The sequence below is a fragment of the Desulfosarcina alkanivorans genome (genome assembly GCF_009688945.1).
Lineage (GTDB): Bacteria > Desulfobacterota > Desulfobacteria > Desulfobacterales > Desulfosarcinaceae > Desulfosarcina > Desulfosarcina alkanivorans.
The window spans coordinates 1,858,166-1,874,658 of the sequence record NZ_AP021874.1 but is presented as its reverse complement, the minus strand read 5'-3'; the positions used below and the strand labels follow the sequence as shown (position 1 = coordinate 1,874,658).

At 57.4% G+C, this 16,493-nt stretch carries 13 protein-coding genes; 5 read left to right on the top strand and 8 right to left on the bottom strand.

Going from position 1 to position 16,493, the window contains the following annotated elements; genetic code table 11:
* Window positions 1-214: 214 nt before the first annotated feature.
* From DSCA_RS32475 to DSCA_RS08265, 4 genes are all read left to right on the top strand, one after another.
* Window positions 215-412 carry a hypothetical protein gene (locus tag DSCA_RS32475; protein ID WP_155315980.1) on the top strand — a complete coding sequence of 66 codons (198 nt, stop codon included), beginning with the start codon at window positions 215-217 and terminating at the stop codon, window positions 410-412.
* Between the two features lie 278 nt (window positions 413-690).
* Entirely contained in the window at window positions 691-1,407 is a 717-nt protein-coding gene (locus DSCA_RS08275; protein ID WP_155315979.1) for an enoyl-CoA hydratase/isomerase family protein, read from the top strand.
* Between the two features lie 14 nt (window positions 1,408-1,421).
* Window positions 1,422-1,967, top strand: a complete 546-nt coding sequence (locus DSCA_RS08270) for a nitroreductase family protein (RefSeq protein ID WP_155315978.1) — start codon at window positions 1,422-1,424, stop codon at window positions 1,965-1,967.
* Window positions 1,968-2,031: 64 nt separating this feature from the next.
* Window positions 2,032-3,669 (top strand): PAS domain S-box protein, encoded by a 1,638-nt coding sequence (locus DSCA_RS08265; protein WP_167527668.1) that lies wholly within the window; start codon window positions 2,032-2,034, stop codon window positions 3,667-3,669.
* A gap of 90 nt (window positions 3,670-3,759) precedes the next feature.
* Here the strand turns inward: DSCA_RS08265 and DSCA_RS08260 are convergent, their stop codons facing one another.
* The 4 genes from DSCA_RS08260 to DSCA_RS08245 all read right to left on the bottom strand — a co-directional run bounded on the left by DSCA_RS08260 (window position 3,760) and on the right by DSCA_RS08245 (window position 7,606).
* On the bottom strand, window positions 3,760-5,352 hold the full coding sequence (locus DSCA_RS08260) for a peptide chain release factor 3 (protein ID WP_155315976.1): 1,593 nt from the start codon (window positions 5,350-5,352) through the stop codon (window positions 3,760-3,762).
* Window positions 5,353-5,499: 147 nt separating this feature from the next.
* A complete protein-coding gene (locus tag DSCA_RS08255) occupies window positions 5,500-6,174 on the bottom strand; it encodes an HD-GYP domain-containing protein (RefSeq protein WP_155315975.1) in 675 nt (224 codons plus the stop codon).
* Between the two features lie 292 nt (window positions 6,175-6,466).
* Window positions 6,467-7,102, bottom strand: coding sequence for a dephospho-CoA kinase (gene coaE / locus DSCA_RS08250; RefSeq protein WP_155315974.1), 636 nt, complete (start codon window positions 7,100-7,102; stop codon window positions 6,467-6,469).
* Between the two features lie 111 nt (window positions 7,103-7,213).
* Window positions 7,214-7,606 (bottom strand): universal stress protein, encoded by a 393-nt coding sequence (locus tag DSCA_RS08245; RefSeq protein ID WP_155315973.1) that lies wholly within the window; start codon window positions 7,604-7,606, stop codon window positions 7,214-7,216.
* Window positions 7,607-8,143: 537 nt separating this feature from the next.
* Here DSCA_RS08245 and DSCA_RS08240 point away from each other — a divergent pair.
* Window positions 8,144-9,067 (top strand): sigma 54-interacting transcriptional regulator, encoded by a 924-nt coding sequence (locus DSCA_RS08240; protein ID WP_155315972.1) that lies wholly within the window; start codon window positions 8,144-8,146, stop codon window positions 9,065-9,067.
* A 31-nt stretch (window positions 9,068-9,098) separates the two neighbouring features.
* Here DSCA_RS08240 and fliN read toward each other — a convergent pair whose 3' ends face one another.
* The 4 genes from fliN to DSCA_RS08220 form a co-directional block, all read right to left on the bottom strand.
* Window positions 9,099-10,466 (bottom strand): flagellar motor switch protein FliN, encoded by a 1,368-nt coding sequence (gene fliN, locus DSCA_RS08235; protein WP_155315971.1) that lies wholly within the window; start codon window positions 10,464-10,466, stop codon window positions 9,099-9,101.
* A 243-nt stretch (window positions 10,467-10,709) separates the two neighbouring features.
* Window positions 10,710-12,473 carry a formate--tetrahydrofolate ligase gene (locus DSCA_RS08230; RefSeq protein ID WP_155315970.1) on the bottom strand — a complete coding sequence of 588 codons (1,764 nt, stop codon included), beginning with the start codon at window positions 12,471-12,473 and terminating at the stop codon, window positions 10,710-10,712.
* 296 nt (window positions 12,474-12,769) lie between these two features.
* Complete coding sequence (locus DSCA_RS08225) at window positions 12,770-14,737, bottom strand: ABC transporter ATP-binding protein (protein WP_155315969.1); 1,968 nt, start codon at window positions 14,735-14,737, stop codon at window positions 12,770-12,772.
* Complete coding sequence (locus DSCA_RS08220; protein ID WP_155315968.1) at window positions 14,727-16,463, bottom strand: ABC transporter ATP-binding protein; 1,737 nt, start codon at window positions 16,461-16,463, stop codon at window positions 14,727-14,729. Before DSCA_RS08220 ends, DSCA_RS08225 begins: the two co-directional genes overlap by 11 nt.
* Window positions 16,464-16,493 lie beyond the last annotated feature (30 nt).

The window sequence follows — 16,493 nt, the reverse complement described above, 5'->3', positions numbered from 1 at the left end:
ACCTGATGGACATGGTTAAGTTGCACGGCTGAAACCACTTGGCGGTTTCCGGTGCTGAGCCGTTCAGGACCGATTTTTTATATCCAAGGAGGGTATCATGCTCGAGGTCACACAACCGGCAGTTCAGCAGATTGCCGAATACTTCAAGGGAAAAGAAGTCAAACCGATCCGTATTTTCCTCAACGAAGGCGGCTGAGGGGGTCCCGGCCTGGCCATGGCTCTGGATGAGCTTGCCGACACGGACACCACGTTCGACATCGACGGATTCCAATTCATCGTCAATACCGAATTCATGGAAAAAGCCCAGCCCATCAAGGTGGATTTCCACCAGTACGGCTTTAAACTGGACTGCGGCATCGACTTTGGCGCCGGCTGCACCAGCTGCGGCACCAAGGGCTCCTGCTGTTCCTGATCGACCCGGACCGTTCCCATCCAAAAGGCGACCCGGCGCAGGTCGCCTTTTTTTTTTATCCTCCCTCAGGCGCGGTTCCGCGGCCCGACATCACACGTTATTTTGCCGGACGGTGAGCAATCCGGCGTCTTGTTTTCCTTGCAGCACCCGTCCGGCCTTGCTATAACCCCCCCAACTCTGCCCGCAGGACATAAAATCAGACCGCCGCCAGGCGGCACGGTCCTGGGGGACCGACACCAATCCAAAACCAGCGTTGGACGCATTTCAAGGAGCAGACCATGACACAGGTGGAGTACGCGGTAGATGCGCATGTGGCCACGATTACCCTCAATGACGGGGAGAATCGTTTCAATCCGGATTTTCTCAATGCCTACCTGGCTGCCCTCGACGAGATCGAGCGCACCACCGAGGCCACCACCCTGGTGGTGACATCCTCCCATGAAAAGATTTTCTCCAATGGTATCGACCTGGAGTGGCTGGTACCGGTCATTCAGGGCAACGATATTGCCCGGGCCAAAGATTTTTTCTATCTGCTCAATCGCCTGTTCAAGCGTATCGCCACCTATCCCCTGGTAACGGTCGCCGCCATTTCCGGTCACGCCTTCGCCGGCGGTGCGATCATGTGCTGTGCCTTCGATTTCCGCTTCATGCGGTCGGACCGCGGTTTTTTCTGCTTTCCCGAAGTGGATCTGGGAATCCCCTTCCTGCCGGGCATGAATGCACTGCTGAGAAAGGCCATGCCCATGTACATGGTCGAGTACATGGAATACACCGGTGCCCGGCTCACCGCCGATCAATGCGTGGCGCATCATATCGTGCACAAGGCCTGCCCCGTCGAAACGTTGATGGCGGAAACCATGGCCTTTGCCGGGACGGTCAACAAACGGCGCCCCGTGGTGGGGGAGATGAAGAAACGGCTCAACCAGGCCATCGTCCGGGCGATCGATGTCGAGGACGTTCCCTATATCGAGTCGGGCCAGTTCAATATCCAATGAAAGGAGTCGATCCGATGGCAGATTTGATGGAGATCATCAAAGGCAGGAGAAGTATTCGCAAATACGACGAACGGGATGTGCCCGAGGAACTGGTGGATCGACTTCTGGAAGCCGTTCGATGGGCACCGTCCTGGACCAACTGCCAGTGCTGGGAAGTGGTGGTGGTGAGGGATCAGGCGGTTAAGGAACAGCTCCAGGCCAGCCTTCCCCCCAAGGGAAACCCGGCCGTCAAAGCCATCGTGGATGCACCGGTGCTGCTGGCCATGTGCGCCAGAACCGGAATATCCGGCTACTACAAGGATCTGCAGACCACCAAGTTCGGCGACTGGATGATGTATGACCTGGGGCTGGCCACGCAAAATCTCTGTCTCATGGCCCACCATCTGGGACTGGGCACGGTCATCGTCGGACTGTTCGACCATGATCGCGCCGCTGCGGCGGTCAACGTCCCGGCCGGGCACGAACTGGTCACCTTGATTCCCTTGGGGTATCCCGCCAAGGTCGGTGGTGCCCCCAAACGCCGTGAACCCCATGAATTCACCCACGACAACCATTTCTGAATCCAGTCCGCAGAAGCGGAAAGGGAGACAACGGTCTTCCGGGCATGGCCCGCGGGCGCCTTCGTTGAATGAGTTGATTCAGGATCACGAGGCGCTCTTTCGTGCGTTGTTCGACCATGCGGGCATCGGGTCGGCCGTCATCCTCCCCGACGGCCGTTTTGTCCGGGTCAACCCGGCATTGTGCGCCATGCTTGGGTATTCCGAAAAGGCACTTCTGAACACCCGGCTGGATGCCCTCGTGTCGCCGGATCAGTGGCGCCGGCTGGAAAAATTATCCGCAGTCATCCGGGCGGACCAATCAGGCCATTCCCAGATTCCCCTTGAATGCCGGCACCGGAGCGGTGAAACGGTCAGGGGGCAGCTCTCTCTTTCCGTGCTCGCCGATAAAGCCGGTGCCGCCCGCTATTACATTGTCCAGATCCATGATGCCAGCAGCCTGATTCGCACGAAAACCGAACTGGAAGAGAACCGTCAGCGACTGCGGGCCCTTTCCACGGTCACCTTCGAAGCGGTCTTCATCAGCATCAAGGGGATCTGCATCGATGCCAATCTTACCGCTTCCACCATGTTCGGTGTTCCCCGCAAGGCGTTGATCGGGACCTACGCGACCGACGTCATTGCACCGGAATACCAGTCCCGGGTCAGAGAAAAGAACCTTTCCGGCTGTGAATCACCGTACCATGCCGTTGCGGTGAGAAAAGACGGGACCCGGTTCCATGTGATGATACAGGGAAAGACGGTCCTGATCGGCGGGCGTGAGGTCCGGGTGACGGTGGTTAGGGATATCGATGTACAGGTAACGGCGGAGGCCGCGCTCAGAGAAAATGAGTGTCACCTGCGATCCTTGATAGAAAGCGCATCCAACTTTGTGCTCTTCCGCCTGCGCCACGACCCGGATAACCCATGCCAGCCCAGGCAGATTCTTATCAGCCCTTCGATTGGGGAAATGGTTGACCGCACACGGGTCGTCGATTTTCAATCCTGGCTCAATCTTATCCATCCGGATGACAGGGACAACCTGCTGGCGGCCGGGCAGGGGCTGCTCGACTCCCACCGACTGGACGAGACCGTCCGCATCCGCGGCCGTTCGGGCAACGGCTGGCGATGGCTGCATATCATTTCCGTCGCGGTCACCGATGAAACCGACGATCAGTTGTTTTTTAACGGCATCATCCTGGATATCACCAAGGAGATGGATGCAGCGGCAGCCTTGAAAGCCAGGGAGAAGGAACTGAAACAGAGAACCGAGAGCCTGTCGGAGGTCAATACCGCCCTGGAGGTGCTTTTGCGGAAGCGTGAGGCGGATCGAATGGAAGTTGAAGAGAAAATCCTGGCCAATGCCAAGAGCCTGATCACCCCGTATCTGGAGAAGCTCAAGGCAAGCCGGCTGGATGACCGGCAGCAGGTATACCTCAACCTCGTGGAGTCCAACCTCGATGAAATTATTTCGCCGCTGACCCGCCGCATGTCACGGCACTACCTGAACTTCACCCCCACCGAAATCCAGGTGGCCAACCTGGTAAAGGCGGGAAAGACCACCAAAGAGATTGCGGTCATACTGGGGCTGTCCACCCGAACCATCGAGGCGGTCCGATACGCCATTCGAAGAAAACTGGGAATCAAGAAAAAACGGGCCAACCTCAGGTCCTACCTGCTTTCAATTGACGGCGACACCCTTCCCGCCGGTGGCTGGACGCCATAGCCGGCGAGGGCGTCTTCCGGGCCATGTCCGGGTTGCCGGTCGGGCTGTTTTCCACCGGGCGGACACGGCCTGGCCTTGGGGCCGCACCGTCTACGATTCGGCCAGTTCACGGGTTTTGTGGAAGTCGATCCCCGGCCACTCCTCCATGGCATTTTCCAGGCGCCACAGGCTTGATGCCAGGTAGGCCAGCTTCCCCTGGGAATCATGGGCCAGGCTGGCATACATGTCTTTTTCAAAGGCCTCCAGCTGTTTCCTGTCGTCGCTGGTCACCCACCGGGCCGCCGCAAAGGTCACCGGTTCATAGGCGGCATCGACCCCATATTCAGCTTTAAGCCGCGCCATGGTGACGTCAAACTGAAGAACGCCGACGGCACCCAAAATATAGCTGTTCCCCGACATCGGACGAAAAAACTGGACGGCCCCTTCTTCGGCCAACTGGGTCAGCCCTTTGAGCAGCTGCTTGGCTTTAAGGGGGTTTTCCAGTCGAACCCGGCGGAAATGGTCGGGTGCAAAATTGGGAATTCCGGTGAAGCTGAGGCGTTCTTTTTCGAAAAAGGAGTCCCCGATACTGATGGTGCCGTGGTTGTGAATCCCGATGATATCACCGGGATAGGCCTCATCCACGTGGGTGCGGTCCTGAGCCATGAAAATGGTGGCATTGGAAAGTGTGACCGGTTTGCCGACGCGGGTCTGGAACACCTTCATGCCCCGGGTGAATTTGCCCGAACAGATGCGTACAAAGGCGATGCGGTCACGATGGGCAGGATCCATGTTGGCCTGAATTTTAAAGGCAAAACCGGAAAAGGCCGGCTCTTCCGGGGAAACCATGCGGGTGGTCGTGGCCCGCGCCTTGGGCGGGGGTGCCATTTCCACGAAGGCATCCAGCAGCTCCCGTACGCCGAAGTTGTTGATGGCACTGCCGAAGAAAACCGGTGTCTGGCTGCCTTTGAGATACTGGTCCAGTTCAAACGGGTTGGCGGCGCCTTCCAGCAGTTCAACGTCGTCGCGCAATTCCCCGGCCTGGCTGTCGAGCATCTCGTCCACCCGTGGATCGGCCAGATCGGTGATCAGGACCCCCTCTTGATGGCGGGTCTGTCCGCCGGCGGTGAACAGGTGAAGTTGTCGGTGATATAAATTGTAGACGCCCCGAAAGCGCTTTCCCATGCCAATGGGCCAGGAAAGGGGGGCGCACTCGATCTGGAGCTTTTCCTCGATGTCCGCAAGAATGTCCAGGGGCGATAACCCGTCGCGGTCCAGTTTGTTGATAAAGGTCATGATGGGGGTGTTGCGCATGCGGCACACCTCCATGAGCTTTTCGGTCTGTGGCTCCACGCCCTTGGCGCTGTCGATCACCATGAGGGCGCTGTCCACGGCGGTGAGTACCCGATAGGTATCCTCGGAAAAATCCTGGTGACCCGGCGTGTCCAGCAGGTTCACTTCAAATCCGTTGTAATTGAACTTCATGACCGACGTGGTCACCGAAATACCGCGCTCTTTTTCGATGGTCATCCAGTCGCTGGTGGCATAGCGGCCGGCCCGTTTGGCCTTTACGGCCCCGGCCATCTGGATGGCCCCGCCGAACATGAGCAGTTTTTCCGTCAGCGTAGTCTTGCCGGCATCCGGGTGGCTGATGATGCCGAAGGTTCGCCGCTTGTTCAATTCTTCTAAAAAAGTCCGATCCATATTCGTTTCATCTTCTTTTTAAGGACCAAAAAAAAAACAGGCCGAATTCGGCCCGTTACCGTTTTTCCGTACCATCATGACCATCGCGCCCGTTCCAACATGATCTCCGGCGGCCATTGTCGGCAAAGAACGCCATCGGATGCCCGGTTACATGTCAGGGTAACCGGCGGCCGAACGAACCAGCTGGTCCACGAGCAGTGACGCAGGGCCGGTGTTCCGAATTATCCCGTTTTCTTCAATCTCTTCGATAAACACCTCAACGTAGGCTTCACAGAAACACCGGCGGCAGCCGTCGCGGAGGATTTTAAAAGCTGATGCGATGGACTGCCCCTTTTGGTAGGGGCGGTCCGTGGTGACTGCATCGAAGCAGTCGGCAATACTGACAATCTTCGCTCCCGGCGGAATTTCTCCATCCTTGAGACCAAAGGGATAACCGCTGCCATCCTTCCGCTCATGGTGGAACAATACAAAATCCACAGCCGGTCCCAGAAAGTCGATATGCTTGAGCAGGGCCGCTCCAATCAGCGGGTGACAGCGAACTTCCTGCCGGAGTTCCCCGGAAAGGTGGGCTTCCCGATTGGTTAAAATGTGATCGCTCAGGGCGAGTTTGCCCACATCATGAAACCATCCTCCGATCCCGATATTGCGGATGTCTTCCGCGGGCAGCCCCAGCCGCCTGGCCAGACGCACCGCATACAGGGCAACCCGGTGGCCGTGGGCCCGGGTGTAGCTGTCCTTTTCTCCAAGGGCAGACGTTATCCCGCCCAACGTCTGCAGGTGTTGTTCACAAATCCGTTTCCGGCGCATTAAATGTTGTTGCATGGACGACGAGCACTTTCCGTGTTCAATTGCGAAGGAGCCGAAACAACCCGATAGGGTAAGATCTTCTTGGTCTGCAGTTCCGGATACATCTCCGGATCAGGACAGCCTGTAATGGCAAGGGAGGGTGCCTGCAATCATTGCAGCCATTCCATATTCCTCCTTAGGCGGGGTCGGTCCCGGGTGCCGATGTGACCCGTATCATCAAGCGAAACCAATATAAGGCAGGGCAGAAAACCTGTCAAACAAAATCGGATGGTTACCCGGGGCGCCGACGGATGATGCCCTATCCCTCTCAGGCCGTTGTCGGGTCACCGGCAAACGGGGGGGCCGCTTTTTTCTGCAACCGCTTGAAGACAGCCAGGGCGGATCGCTGTGTGGTTTCCATGGCACCGCTGTTATCGATCACGATGGTGGCCCGCCGGCGCTTTTCTTCAATGGGCATCTGGGACCGGATTCGGGCCATGGCCGCTTTTTCACCGATGCCATCGCGTTTCATCAGCCGCTTCAATTGAAGCGTTTCCGGCACATAGACAACGATCACTTCCGCCAGGTCCTTTTCCATGCCCGCCTCCAGAAGCAGCGGGACGTCCAGAATGATCACTGCATCGGGTGCCTGGACCGCTATGCGATCGATCATATGCGCGGATTGTTCGAAAACCCGGGGGTGAACGATGGCATCGAGGCGCGCTTTTTTTTCCGGGTCGTTGAAAATGATGTCGCCCAACCGTTCACGGTCGATACCACCGTCGGGCTGTAAAATGGTTCCGCCGAAATAAGAGCAGATTTCATCGTAGGCGGGGGTCCCTTGTCTGACGACCGCCCTGGCAATTTTATCGGCGTCAACGATCCGGGCTCCGGCATCGCGAAGAAATCCGCACACCGTCGATTTGCCGCTGGCAATGCCCCCGGTGAGGCCGGCGATGATCACGGGATTTCCTTTCGTGGGGTCAGCATGGCTTCTGGGTTGATGGAAAACTGATGTTTTTCCAGGGACCGGGGCGGCTGGTTGATGCCGCCCCGGTAAACGGCTATTTGGCGGCTATTTGATGGTGACGACGGGGCAGGGGGCCTTGATGATGACATATTGGGCGTTTGATCCGAAAAGCAGCTTGCCGACTTTGGAGCGGCGTTTGATGCCGATGATGATCTCGTCGATGGCTTTTTCTTTGGCGTATTCGACAATGTCCTCGCCCGGCGTCATGCCGCGTACCAGCAGCTTGGTGGCGCAGGGAATTCCATCGGCTTTAAATATTTTTTCCGCATATTCAAGATCTTCATTCGCATGTTCCACTTCCACTGCGTGGGTGACGTTTCCGCCGGTCAGGGATGAAACGATGATGACTTCCGCATTAAAAGCGGTTGCGTGTTTTTTAGCCAGCGCCAAGGCATCCTTGGCCGAATTGGACCCGTCGTAACCGACCAGGATTTTCATTTGTTTCTCCTCTTTTCGTTGCGGTTGGAAATTTTTCCACCGGGCATTACACCCTGGGAATATGGATTTTCACCGGCGCCGCCGGCAGGGCGACTGTATCGCCGCTGCAGCCGAACGGCCCGTTCTTGCGAGACTTTTCAAGCATGTTTGACCTCTTCTGTCAAGAAAACACTGCGCCGTTAACTGCCCTGAACCCGCCGCCGCAGGCATGCCGACTGTGCCCCCTCTCCTTGATATTTGCCGGCCTCTGGTTTACCGCCGGTCATCCTGCAGGCCCCGACCGGTATTCAGGACGGCCCCCGGGTTTTTCACGGCCGCAAAAAATACGTATATTATAGCGTATTTCATACATGTAAAAATAGGGTTGATTTTTAGAGGGAATTTCGTCAATTATACATATACGCAGCGCTATTGGCGGTTTTGATGATTTTCGTCCGATTTCTGTCTGGTTTATCCCCCCGATAGCCGGCAGTGACCACCCGCCGACCGGGCAGCGTTCCATACCACAACTTCTGTACCATAGAAAGAGACCCCTCGGTGACAACGCCTTTTTTAAATCGCGATAATGCGGATATTTTCTACAATGTTATCGATGCCATGGGCCATGCCAGCCTGGGTGTGCAGTTGTCCGGTGAAAAGGGGTTATGCAAGGAGGCGATCGTCAGGTTGCTTTACGCCCGCTCTCCCCATAGCGGATCTCCTTTCGTCAAAATCAACTGTCCGGAACTCTCTGTCGCCGAAGGCGCGGACGATACACCCTGCATCAAACCGATTTCATCCAAGCCCGACACTTCCATGTTCAACCTGTTCAGGCTTTTTCACCAGGGTGTGCTGTACCTCCATGACGTTGATGAAATGGAGATGAGACTGCAGGTGCGCCTGCTGGAATTGCTCAGGCGCAAGTTTCTGGCCTTTGATTTTTCGTCCGACGGACACAAAGGCGGCATGCTGGTCTTTTCCACCGCCACCCGCCCGCTGGAAGCCTGTGTCGCGACCGGTGACGTAAATCCTGAACTGGGCGAATTGCTCAGCGGGCTTTCCATTTACATCCCGCCACTTCGTCACAGCGTCGAACGCATTCCCCAGTTGGTTGACTATTTTCTCAATCAATGCAGCCGTCCGGAAGCACGGGAAAGCATCGCCCAACCCTTACTTTCCCATTTGGCAGAGCTGAAGGCATACGATTGGCCAGGCAACGTGAGAGAACTTCAACAAGTGGTCCGTACGGCGTTTCATCGGGATTGGGACGCGGCCATCAACAGACTTAAAAATGGGCGGCCCCTGGTCGACGGCGGCCGAACGGTTGAACTGTTCTCCGACGGTGTGGCATTGATGCCTGATTTTGAAATCAGGCAGGGGTGCATGCTGGAACACCTGGCGAGAAAAAATCCTATTGAGGAAATGGGGTTGATGGATCTGGTTATTTACGACGAGGTGATGGCCCGCAACAATATCCAATGATCCCTTACCGGCCGACGATTCCCACCGTGGATCATCGGATGCTTTTCATCCGTTCCTTCCGGCTGACAATTTCGCTGATCCGGATACCATACTTCTCTTTTTCCACCACGACGAAACCCTTCGCGATCAGTGTCTGGTTGATCAGGATATCGACCGGCTCCCCTTCCATCTGCTCCAGTTCAACCACGGATCCCGGTCCCATTTTAAGCACATCATTGATCCGCCTTTTGGATCGGCCCAGTTCGACGGTGACCTGAAGCGGGATGTCCATGACGAGGCCGAGATTCTTGAACTGATCTACTTCTCCATCGGTTTCGGTCATCATCACCTGATCTGTCGACGACGGCGGCGCTTTGTCCTCTCCGGTTTCATCATCTGCTTCCTCGGAAACGGACTTGTCTCTTTTGACGCCGGCTTCAACGATGATGATGCTGTCTTTGTGTGAAAAGAGAAATCGGGAGGGCGTGATCACGTGGGTCGGGCTCACCTTGAAGTCCCGTCCGTTGGTGATGGCCGGCGTGGACAAGACACAGGAAAGCCCGGCATCCACAAAATTGGATTTCAGGTTGCCCCCAATGATGTTGCTCAGTTCCCGGATGACATCGTAGACTTCTTCTTCACTTTCGATTTCGTCCACTTCCATGCCCAGCATGGCCGCCGTCATTGCTTTACCGAAGTCATCATTGACCTGGATGTTGAACATGCCGTCGACCTCGCCGGCGAAAGTCACCGACCCTACGGTCCGCATCTCTTCAGTAAAGGATTCAGGCACTTCCTGGATGGCTTCCACTTCCATGTCCAGCATGGTGTAGAAGACATCGATGACGGAGTTGATGATGGCCGTCTTGATGTCCACGCCGGCGACCCGCTCCATGATGACCTCGCTGGAGAGGTCGCTCATGATATCTTCCTTGGCGCCAATCTCTTCCTTGACGCATAATTCCACCTGGACCCAATCATCCTGGGATTTGAATGTAAATTGAAGCGGCTCGGCAATGTCAACCGGATCGATCTTGAAATCGCTTCCCGATGTGATGGATGGCGTTGAAATGACGCACGTGAGGCCGACGTCCAGAAATTCAGTTTTCAGGTTGCCGGCGACGATGTTGGCCAACTCGCCGATGACATCCTTGATTTCCTCCTGGTTCTTTATTTGATCCGCTTCAATGCCCAGCATGGCAGCCGTGACGGTGAGGGCGAATGCCTCGGAGAGATTAAAGCTCATCACGCCCACCACTTCGCCGCCGAAGTGGATCGCCCCCACCATCCTGTTTATATCGAGAGCGGCGGGCGCACTTTCATCGACCGCTTCCAGCGTCATGGACAGCATGGCATCGAACGTCTCGATCAGCGTGGAGACAATCGTCTGGCGCATGGTGTCGTCGGTGATTTTTTCCATCGGGTTCCGATCGGGGAAATTAGAAAATAGAAATTGGAACAAACAGAAGCTTGCGAACGCGTTATCTAATTTCCAATTTCAAGTTTCAAATTGTGAATGGTTCATTCCATCGGTTCTCAGTTAGACCGGCAATTGCTATTTGGGGTGATAGTATGGGCGTTTTCCTATTTTTGTCAAGGATTTCAACAAAAAAGGCCCGGGCGAAAGGCCCGGGCCAATGAACATGCAACGTTTTGGATCGATCTAGAACAGACCGGTCACTTTACCCGATTCCGGGTCGACATCGATGCGGCGGAAGGCGGGGTTTGAGCCCGTTCCGGGCATCAGGCTGATGGTACCGGCACAGGGGCAGAGGAACTTGGCACCCGAGTAGATGAGCACGTCCCGGATGGGCAGACGCCAGCCCTTGGGCACACCCTTTTTGACCGGATCGTGGCTCAGGGAAAGATGGGTTTTGACCATCATGGTGGCAAAGTCGGCGTATTTGGGATCATTTTCCAGCATTTCGGCCTTGGCATTGGCTTCCGGAGCCCAATCCACGCCGTCGGCGCCATAGACTTCCTTGGCGATGATGGAGACGCGGTCGCGCAGTTTCATGTCCAGCGGATAGAGGAAGTCGAAGTCGTTTTCTTCGTTGCAGGCGTCGATGACGGCATCGGCGAATTCAAGGGCGCCGTCGCCGCCTTTTTCCCAGTGCTTGGACTCGGCGCAACGGGCGCCTGCTGCCTCAGCAGCCTTGCGAACGATGGCGCATTCGGCATCTGTGTCGGTGTAGAACCGGTTGATGCAGACCACCGGATTGATGCCGGCCTTGCGGATGACGCCGATCATGTGAACCATGTTCTCGATGCCCTTTTCCACCAGTTCCAGGTTCTCTTTGGTGTAGGCGTCGTCGAGGGCCTTGCCGGCAACGACTTTGGGGCCGCCGCCGTGCATCTTCAGGGCGCGGATGGTGGAGGTCAGCACGGAGACGTGGGGCTTGAGACCGGAGAAGCGGCACTTCACGTTCCAGAATTTTTCAAAACCGATATCGGCGGCAAAGCCGGATTCGGTGACGTGGTAGTCGAACAGCTTCAGGCCGACGCGGTCGGCGATGATGGAACTCTGGCCCACGGCGATATTGGCGAAGGGGCCGGCGTGCACAAAGCAGGGGTTGTATTCGGCGGTGCACATCATCGTCGGGTTGATGGTGTTGCGCATGAACGCGGCCATGGCGTTGCCGACTTCCAGGTCGCGGCAGGTGACCGGCTTGCCGGATTTGTCGAAGGCCACGGTAATGTTGTTGATGCGCTCTTTCAGGTCGCCGAGGTCGGTGGCCACGGCCAGGATGGCCATCAGCTCGGAACCGACGGCAATACCGAACTTGGACTGCATGGTGAAGCCGTCGAAGCGGCCGCCCAGGCCGATGACGATGTTGCGCAGGGCCTGGGCGCAAAAGTCGATAATCCAGCCCATTTCCACGCGTGTGGGATCGATGTCCAGGCGGCGCATGCCGGTGAGGCGGGCCAGCTGTTCGTCGTTGTAGTTGCGCTCATGCTGCATGCGAGCGGTCATGGCCACCATGGCCAGGTTATGGGCGTTCATGATGTCGTTGATGTCGCCGGTGAGGCCCAGGGAGAACTCGGTCATGGGGATCAGCAGGGAGTTGCCGCCGCCGGCCGCCGTACCCTTGACGTTCATGGTGGGGCCGCCGGAGGGCTGACGCAGGGCGCCGCCCACGTTGACGCCGCGTTTGCCCAGACCTTCCATCAGACCGCAGGAGGTGGTGCTTTTGCCTTCACCCAGAGGGGTCGGGGTGATGGCGGTCACTTCGATGTACTTGCCATCGGGTTTGTCCTTGAGCCGTTCGATTACTTTCAGGAAATCGACTTTTGCCAGACGCCCCATGGGAAGCATTTCCTCTTTCTTGAGTCCCAGCTTTTCCTGCCATTGTTCCGGCGTCGGCATGTTTTCCTCAGCTGCTTCAGAAATCTGCCAGTCTGCCATATTTACCGCATCATAAGCCATCTATCCAATCCTCCTGTAATTAAAGAGATTAAAGGGGAGGCCCTGATAGCCCATCATCAGGAACCACTACAATGTTGCGTTAATGAGTAGAACACTATCGGAATTTATGTAAGATTTGAATGATCAAGGAACCACCGAAAACGAGGCTAACCTACCATGTCAAACCCATTTTGGCAAGTCTTATGTACGTGGATCGGATGTTCACGGAAAAGGTGCTAATCCATTGAAAAACGTACGAATAGCCGGACGCCGGCGGTCCGCAGAGAACGCAAGATAAGCGGCGTGGTGCGGCGGCCCTAACGGCCTTGCAACTGGTAGAGCCGGTAATATAATCCCCGTGCGGCCATCAGTGTCGCGTGGGTGCCGGTTTCCATCACCACGCCGTTGCTGAGCACGACGATCCGGTCGGCGGTGCGGGCGGTGGTGAGGCGGTGGGCCACCACCACGCAGGTTCGCCCGCGCATCAGGTTGGCGATGGCCTGCTGCAGCTGCGCTTCGGTCTGGGAATCCACATAGGAGGTGGCCTCGTCGAGGATGATAATTTCAGGATCGGCTGTAAAAGCACGGGCCACCGAGAGCAATTGGCGCTCACCGCTGGACAGGGAACCGCCCCCTTCCGAGATGCGGGTGTCCAGGCCGTCCGGAAGACGGGCGATCAGGTCGCTGCACCGGGATGCCTCGAGGATGGTCGCCTGCCGGTCGTCCGAAAAACCGTTGACACCAAAAAAGATGTTTGATCTCAGCGAACCGGTGAACAGGAACGGGTCCTGCATGACCAGTGCAATTCGTTTTCTCAACTCGGCCCGGGGGATGGACGCAGTATCGATGCCGTTGACACGCAGGGTTCCCGCGGTGGGCTCGTAAAAGCGTACCAGCAGGTTCACCAGAGAGGTTTTTCCCGAGCCGGTGGCGCCCACAATGGCTATGGTTTCCCCGGCTTTGATGGTCAGGTCGATCGATTCCAGCACCGGTTCGCCGCCGTTGTAGGCCAGCGACACCCCATCGAAGCGGATCTCTTCTATGGGGCCGGGTATGGTCGCCGTCCCCGTTTTTATGCCGGTGGCCGGACTGTCCATGAGCAGAAAGATCCGTTCGGCCGAGGCCATGGCGTTTTGCAGGATGTTGTACTTCTCCGCCAGGTCGCGGATGGGGCGGAAAAACATTTTCATGTAGGCCAGAAATGCGGCCAGGACACCGATGCTCACCGACTGGTCCAGCACATGGCCGCCGCCGACGTAGACGACAATGGCGATGCTGGTAATGCCCAGCATTTCGATGATGGGCATAAACACGGCAAAGATGTTGATCTGCCGCATTCCCGCCAGGTAGTTGTCGTGATTGAGACGGGCGAAGGCATCGAAGTTCTCCCGTTCGCGGCGGAAGGTCTGGATGACCTTGATCCCGCTGATGGTTTCGGAAAAGCGGGTGTTGATTTCCGCCACCTTGATGCGCAGTTCCCGGAACACATCCCGAACCCGCATGGAAAAACCGAAGGCCGTCATCACGACCAGGGGAAGTACCAGAAAGGTTAAAAGGGCCAGACGCCAGTCCATCGCCAGAAGGACGACGGCGATGCCCACCAGCAGGAACATGTCTTTGAACACCATGGAAATGAATGACGTGAACAGGTCGTGCATGTTCTGGATGTCATTGGTGGTCCGGGTGACCAGGCGGGCCACGGGGTTGCGGTTGAAGAACCACAGGGGCATGGCCTGGAGGTGACGGTACAGGCCCACACGCAGGTCGTGCATGATCCGATGGCCGGCCAGTTCCATGATCAGATTCTGGACAAAGGTGAAGACGAAAATGGCCACCACCACCGCCATGAACAGGCCGGCGACCGCAGCCAGCCCGGACAGGTCCCGGTGCCGTAACTGGCTCAACGTGGCCTGATCGAGACGGTCCAGATTCGCCAGGTGGATGGTCGCCCGGTCACCGCGGATCCGGAACAGGTGGTCGTGCCGGGCCACCACTGCAGCGACCTCGGGGTCCGTCAGGTCAACGGTCAGCTGTTGCGGCGCGGCCTGATCCGAGCTGCCGGAATTGCCGCTGATGCGGTTTTGTGGAAGGATATGACGGTCGATGATTTCCTTGGTGATGTAAGGGACGGACAATTCCAGCAGGGTAATGGCCACCACCAGCAGCACGGATACGACCAGTTTGCCCCGATGGGGGGCCGCAAAGGGAAGAATTCGCCGCAGCAGGTTGAGGTCGTATGATTTCCCCAGCCGCTGCTCTTCATCGTAGCCGTAGTCAAATCGCATCTTCCATCTCCTGAAGCCGATAGGACCGGGCATAGTATCCGCCGGCGGCCATCAGCCGGGCATGACTGCCGGCGGTGACGATGCGTCCCTTTTCCATTACCACGATGCGGTCCGCATGGCGAACGGCCGACAGGCGGTGGGAGACGATCAACAGCGTTTTCTCACCGGCCATGGCTTTCAGCGTGCGGCCGATGCGGGCGGCCGTCCGCGTGTCCACCTGGCTGACCGGATCGTCGAGAACCATAATGGGGGCGTCGTTGAGCAGGGCCCGGGCCAGGGCCACCCGCTGCTTCTGCCCGCCGGACAGGATGACGCCTTTTTCTCCCACCACCGTGTCGAACCCGTCGGGCAGTTCGTCGATGGTGTCGTCCAGGGCCGCCATGTGCGTGACCTGCTGCAGTTCGGCGTCGGATACCCTTTTGCTGCCGAAGGTGATATTTTCCCGGACGGTTCCCGCAAACAGGAAGGGCTCCTGGGGAGCAACGGACACCAGTGACCGCAGGGATTCGATCTTCAGTTGGCGGATGTCGATGCCATCGATGCGGATCCTGCCCGAAGTCACATCGTAGAGACGCATCAATACATGCATCAGGGTGGTCTTGCCGGCACCCGGAGGCCCGACGATGCCCAGGGTGTCCCCCTTGTCCAGCCGCAGATCGATGTGGTCCAGCACGCGGCCCCGGTCGGTGTCGTAGGCAAAGCTGACATCCTCGACGGTCAGTCGCTGATGGAACCCGGAGACGGAAATTGCGTCCCGGGCTTCGGCCAACTCCGGCCGTGTCTGCAAGATGCCGTCCAGGCGGTCCAGGGAGGCACGTCCGCGCTGGATCAGATTGGTCACCCAGCCCAGGGCCATCATGGGCCAGGTGAGCAGCCCCAGGTAGCTGATGAAGGCAACGAAATCGCCGGGGGTGATTCGCGAGAAGATGGTCTGGCGGCCGCCCTGAAACAGGACGATGGCCAGGCTCAGATTGGTGAGCAGCAGCATCAGCGGGAAAAATGCCCCGGTAATTTTCACCAGGTCGATGTTCTCTTTTACATAGGCACCGGAGATCCGGGCTACCCGACGGGCCTCGGTTTCCTGGGCATTGTAGGCCATGATGACGCGGATGCCGGAAAAGCGCTCACGGATGGCCTCGGTGAGTTCGCTGAATGCGCCCTGTACCCGCTTGTAGCGCCGGTGCATCCGCCGGCTGAAAAACCGGGTGCCCAGAACGATCAGCGGCATGGGAATCAAGACATACAGGGTCAGTTCCAGATTGATATACACCATGAAACCGATGGCCGCCGATCCTAAAAAAAGAGCGTCATTCAAGGCCACCAGCCCCATGCCGGAGGCCATGCGCACCTGCTGGATATCGTTGGTGGCGTGGGCCATCAGGTCGCCGGTGAGGACCCGGTCGAAATAGGCCGGAGAGAGGGTCTGGACGTGTGCGAAAAGGCGGTTTCGCAACGCCTCTTCCACCAGTCGGGCCGTGCCCAGGAGGCTGCGGCGCCAGAAGAACCGGAAGATGCCGATGCACAGCCCCAGGGCCAGGATGGTCAGGGCCGCATCGAGCAGGCCGCTGCGGTCCACCCGTAAAAGGGTCAGGTCGTCTACCACCCGCTTGATCACGCGGGGGATGAACAATTGCAGCAGATCCACCACGATCAGGCACAACAGGCCGAAAAGGATGCGGTAACGGTTGGCGCGCAGATAGGGTTCTATCAGGGAGAAGGATTTCATTGATCCTCGTAAATGGGGTTGCAAACCGGT

Excerpts from the sequence above, each read along its gene's own strand:
- DSCA_RS32475 (WP_155315980.1), top strand. The coding sequence starts at position 215 with ATGGCTCTGGATGAGCTTGCCGACACGGACACCACGTTCGACATCGAC.
- DSCA_RS08220 (WP_155315968.1), bottom strand. The coding sequence starts at position 16,463 with ATGAAATCCTTCTCCCTGATAGAACCCTATCTGCGCGCCAACCGTTAC.
- DSCA_RS08270 (WP_155315978.1), top strand. The coding sequence starts at position 1,422 with ATGGCAGATTTGATGGAGATCATCAAAGGCAGGAGAAGTATTCGCAAA.
- DSCA_RS08225 (WP_155315969.1), bottom strand. The coding sequence starts at position 14,737 with ATGCGATTTGACTACGGCTACGATGAAGAGCAGCGGCTGGGGAAATCA.
- DSCA_RS08260 (WP_155315976.1), bottom strand. The coding sequence starts at position 5,352 with ATGGATCGGACTTTTTTAGAAGAATTGAACAAGCGGCGAACCTTCGGC.
- fliN (WP_155315971.1), bottom strand. The coding sequence starts at position 10,466 with ATGGAAAAAATCACCGACGACACCATGCGCCAGACGATTGTCTCCACG.
- DSCA_RS08245 (WP_155315973.1), bottom strand. The coding sequence starts at position 7,606 with ATGAAAATCCTGGTCGGTTACGACGGGTCCAATTCGGCCAAGGATGCC.
- DSCA_RS08255 (WP_155315975.1), bottom strand. The coding sequence starts at position 6,174 with ATGCAACAACATTTAATGCGCCGGAAACGGATTTGTGAACAACACCTG.
- DSCA_RS08275 (WP_155315979.1), top strand. The coding sequence starts at position 691 with ATGACACAGGTGGAGTACGCGGTAGATGCGCATGTGGCCACGATTACC.
- DSCA_RS08230 (WP_155315970.1), bottom strand. The coding sequence starts at position 12,473 with ATGGCTTATGATGCGGTAAATATGGCAGACTGGCAGATTTCTGAAGCA.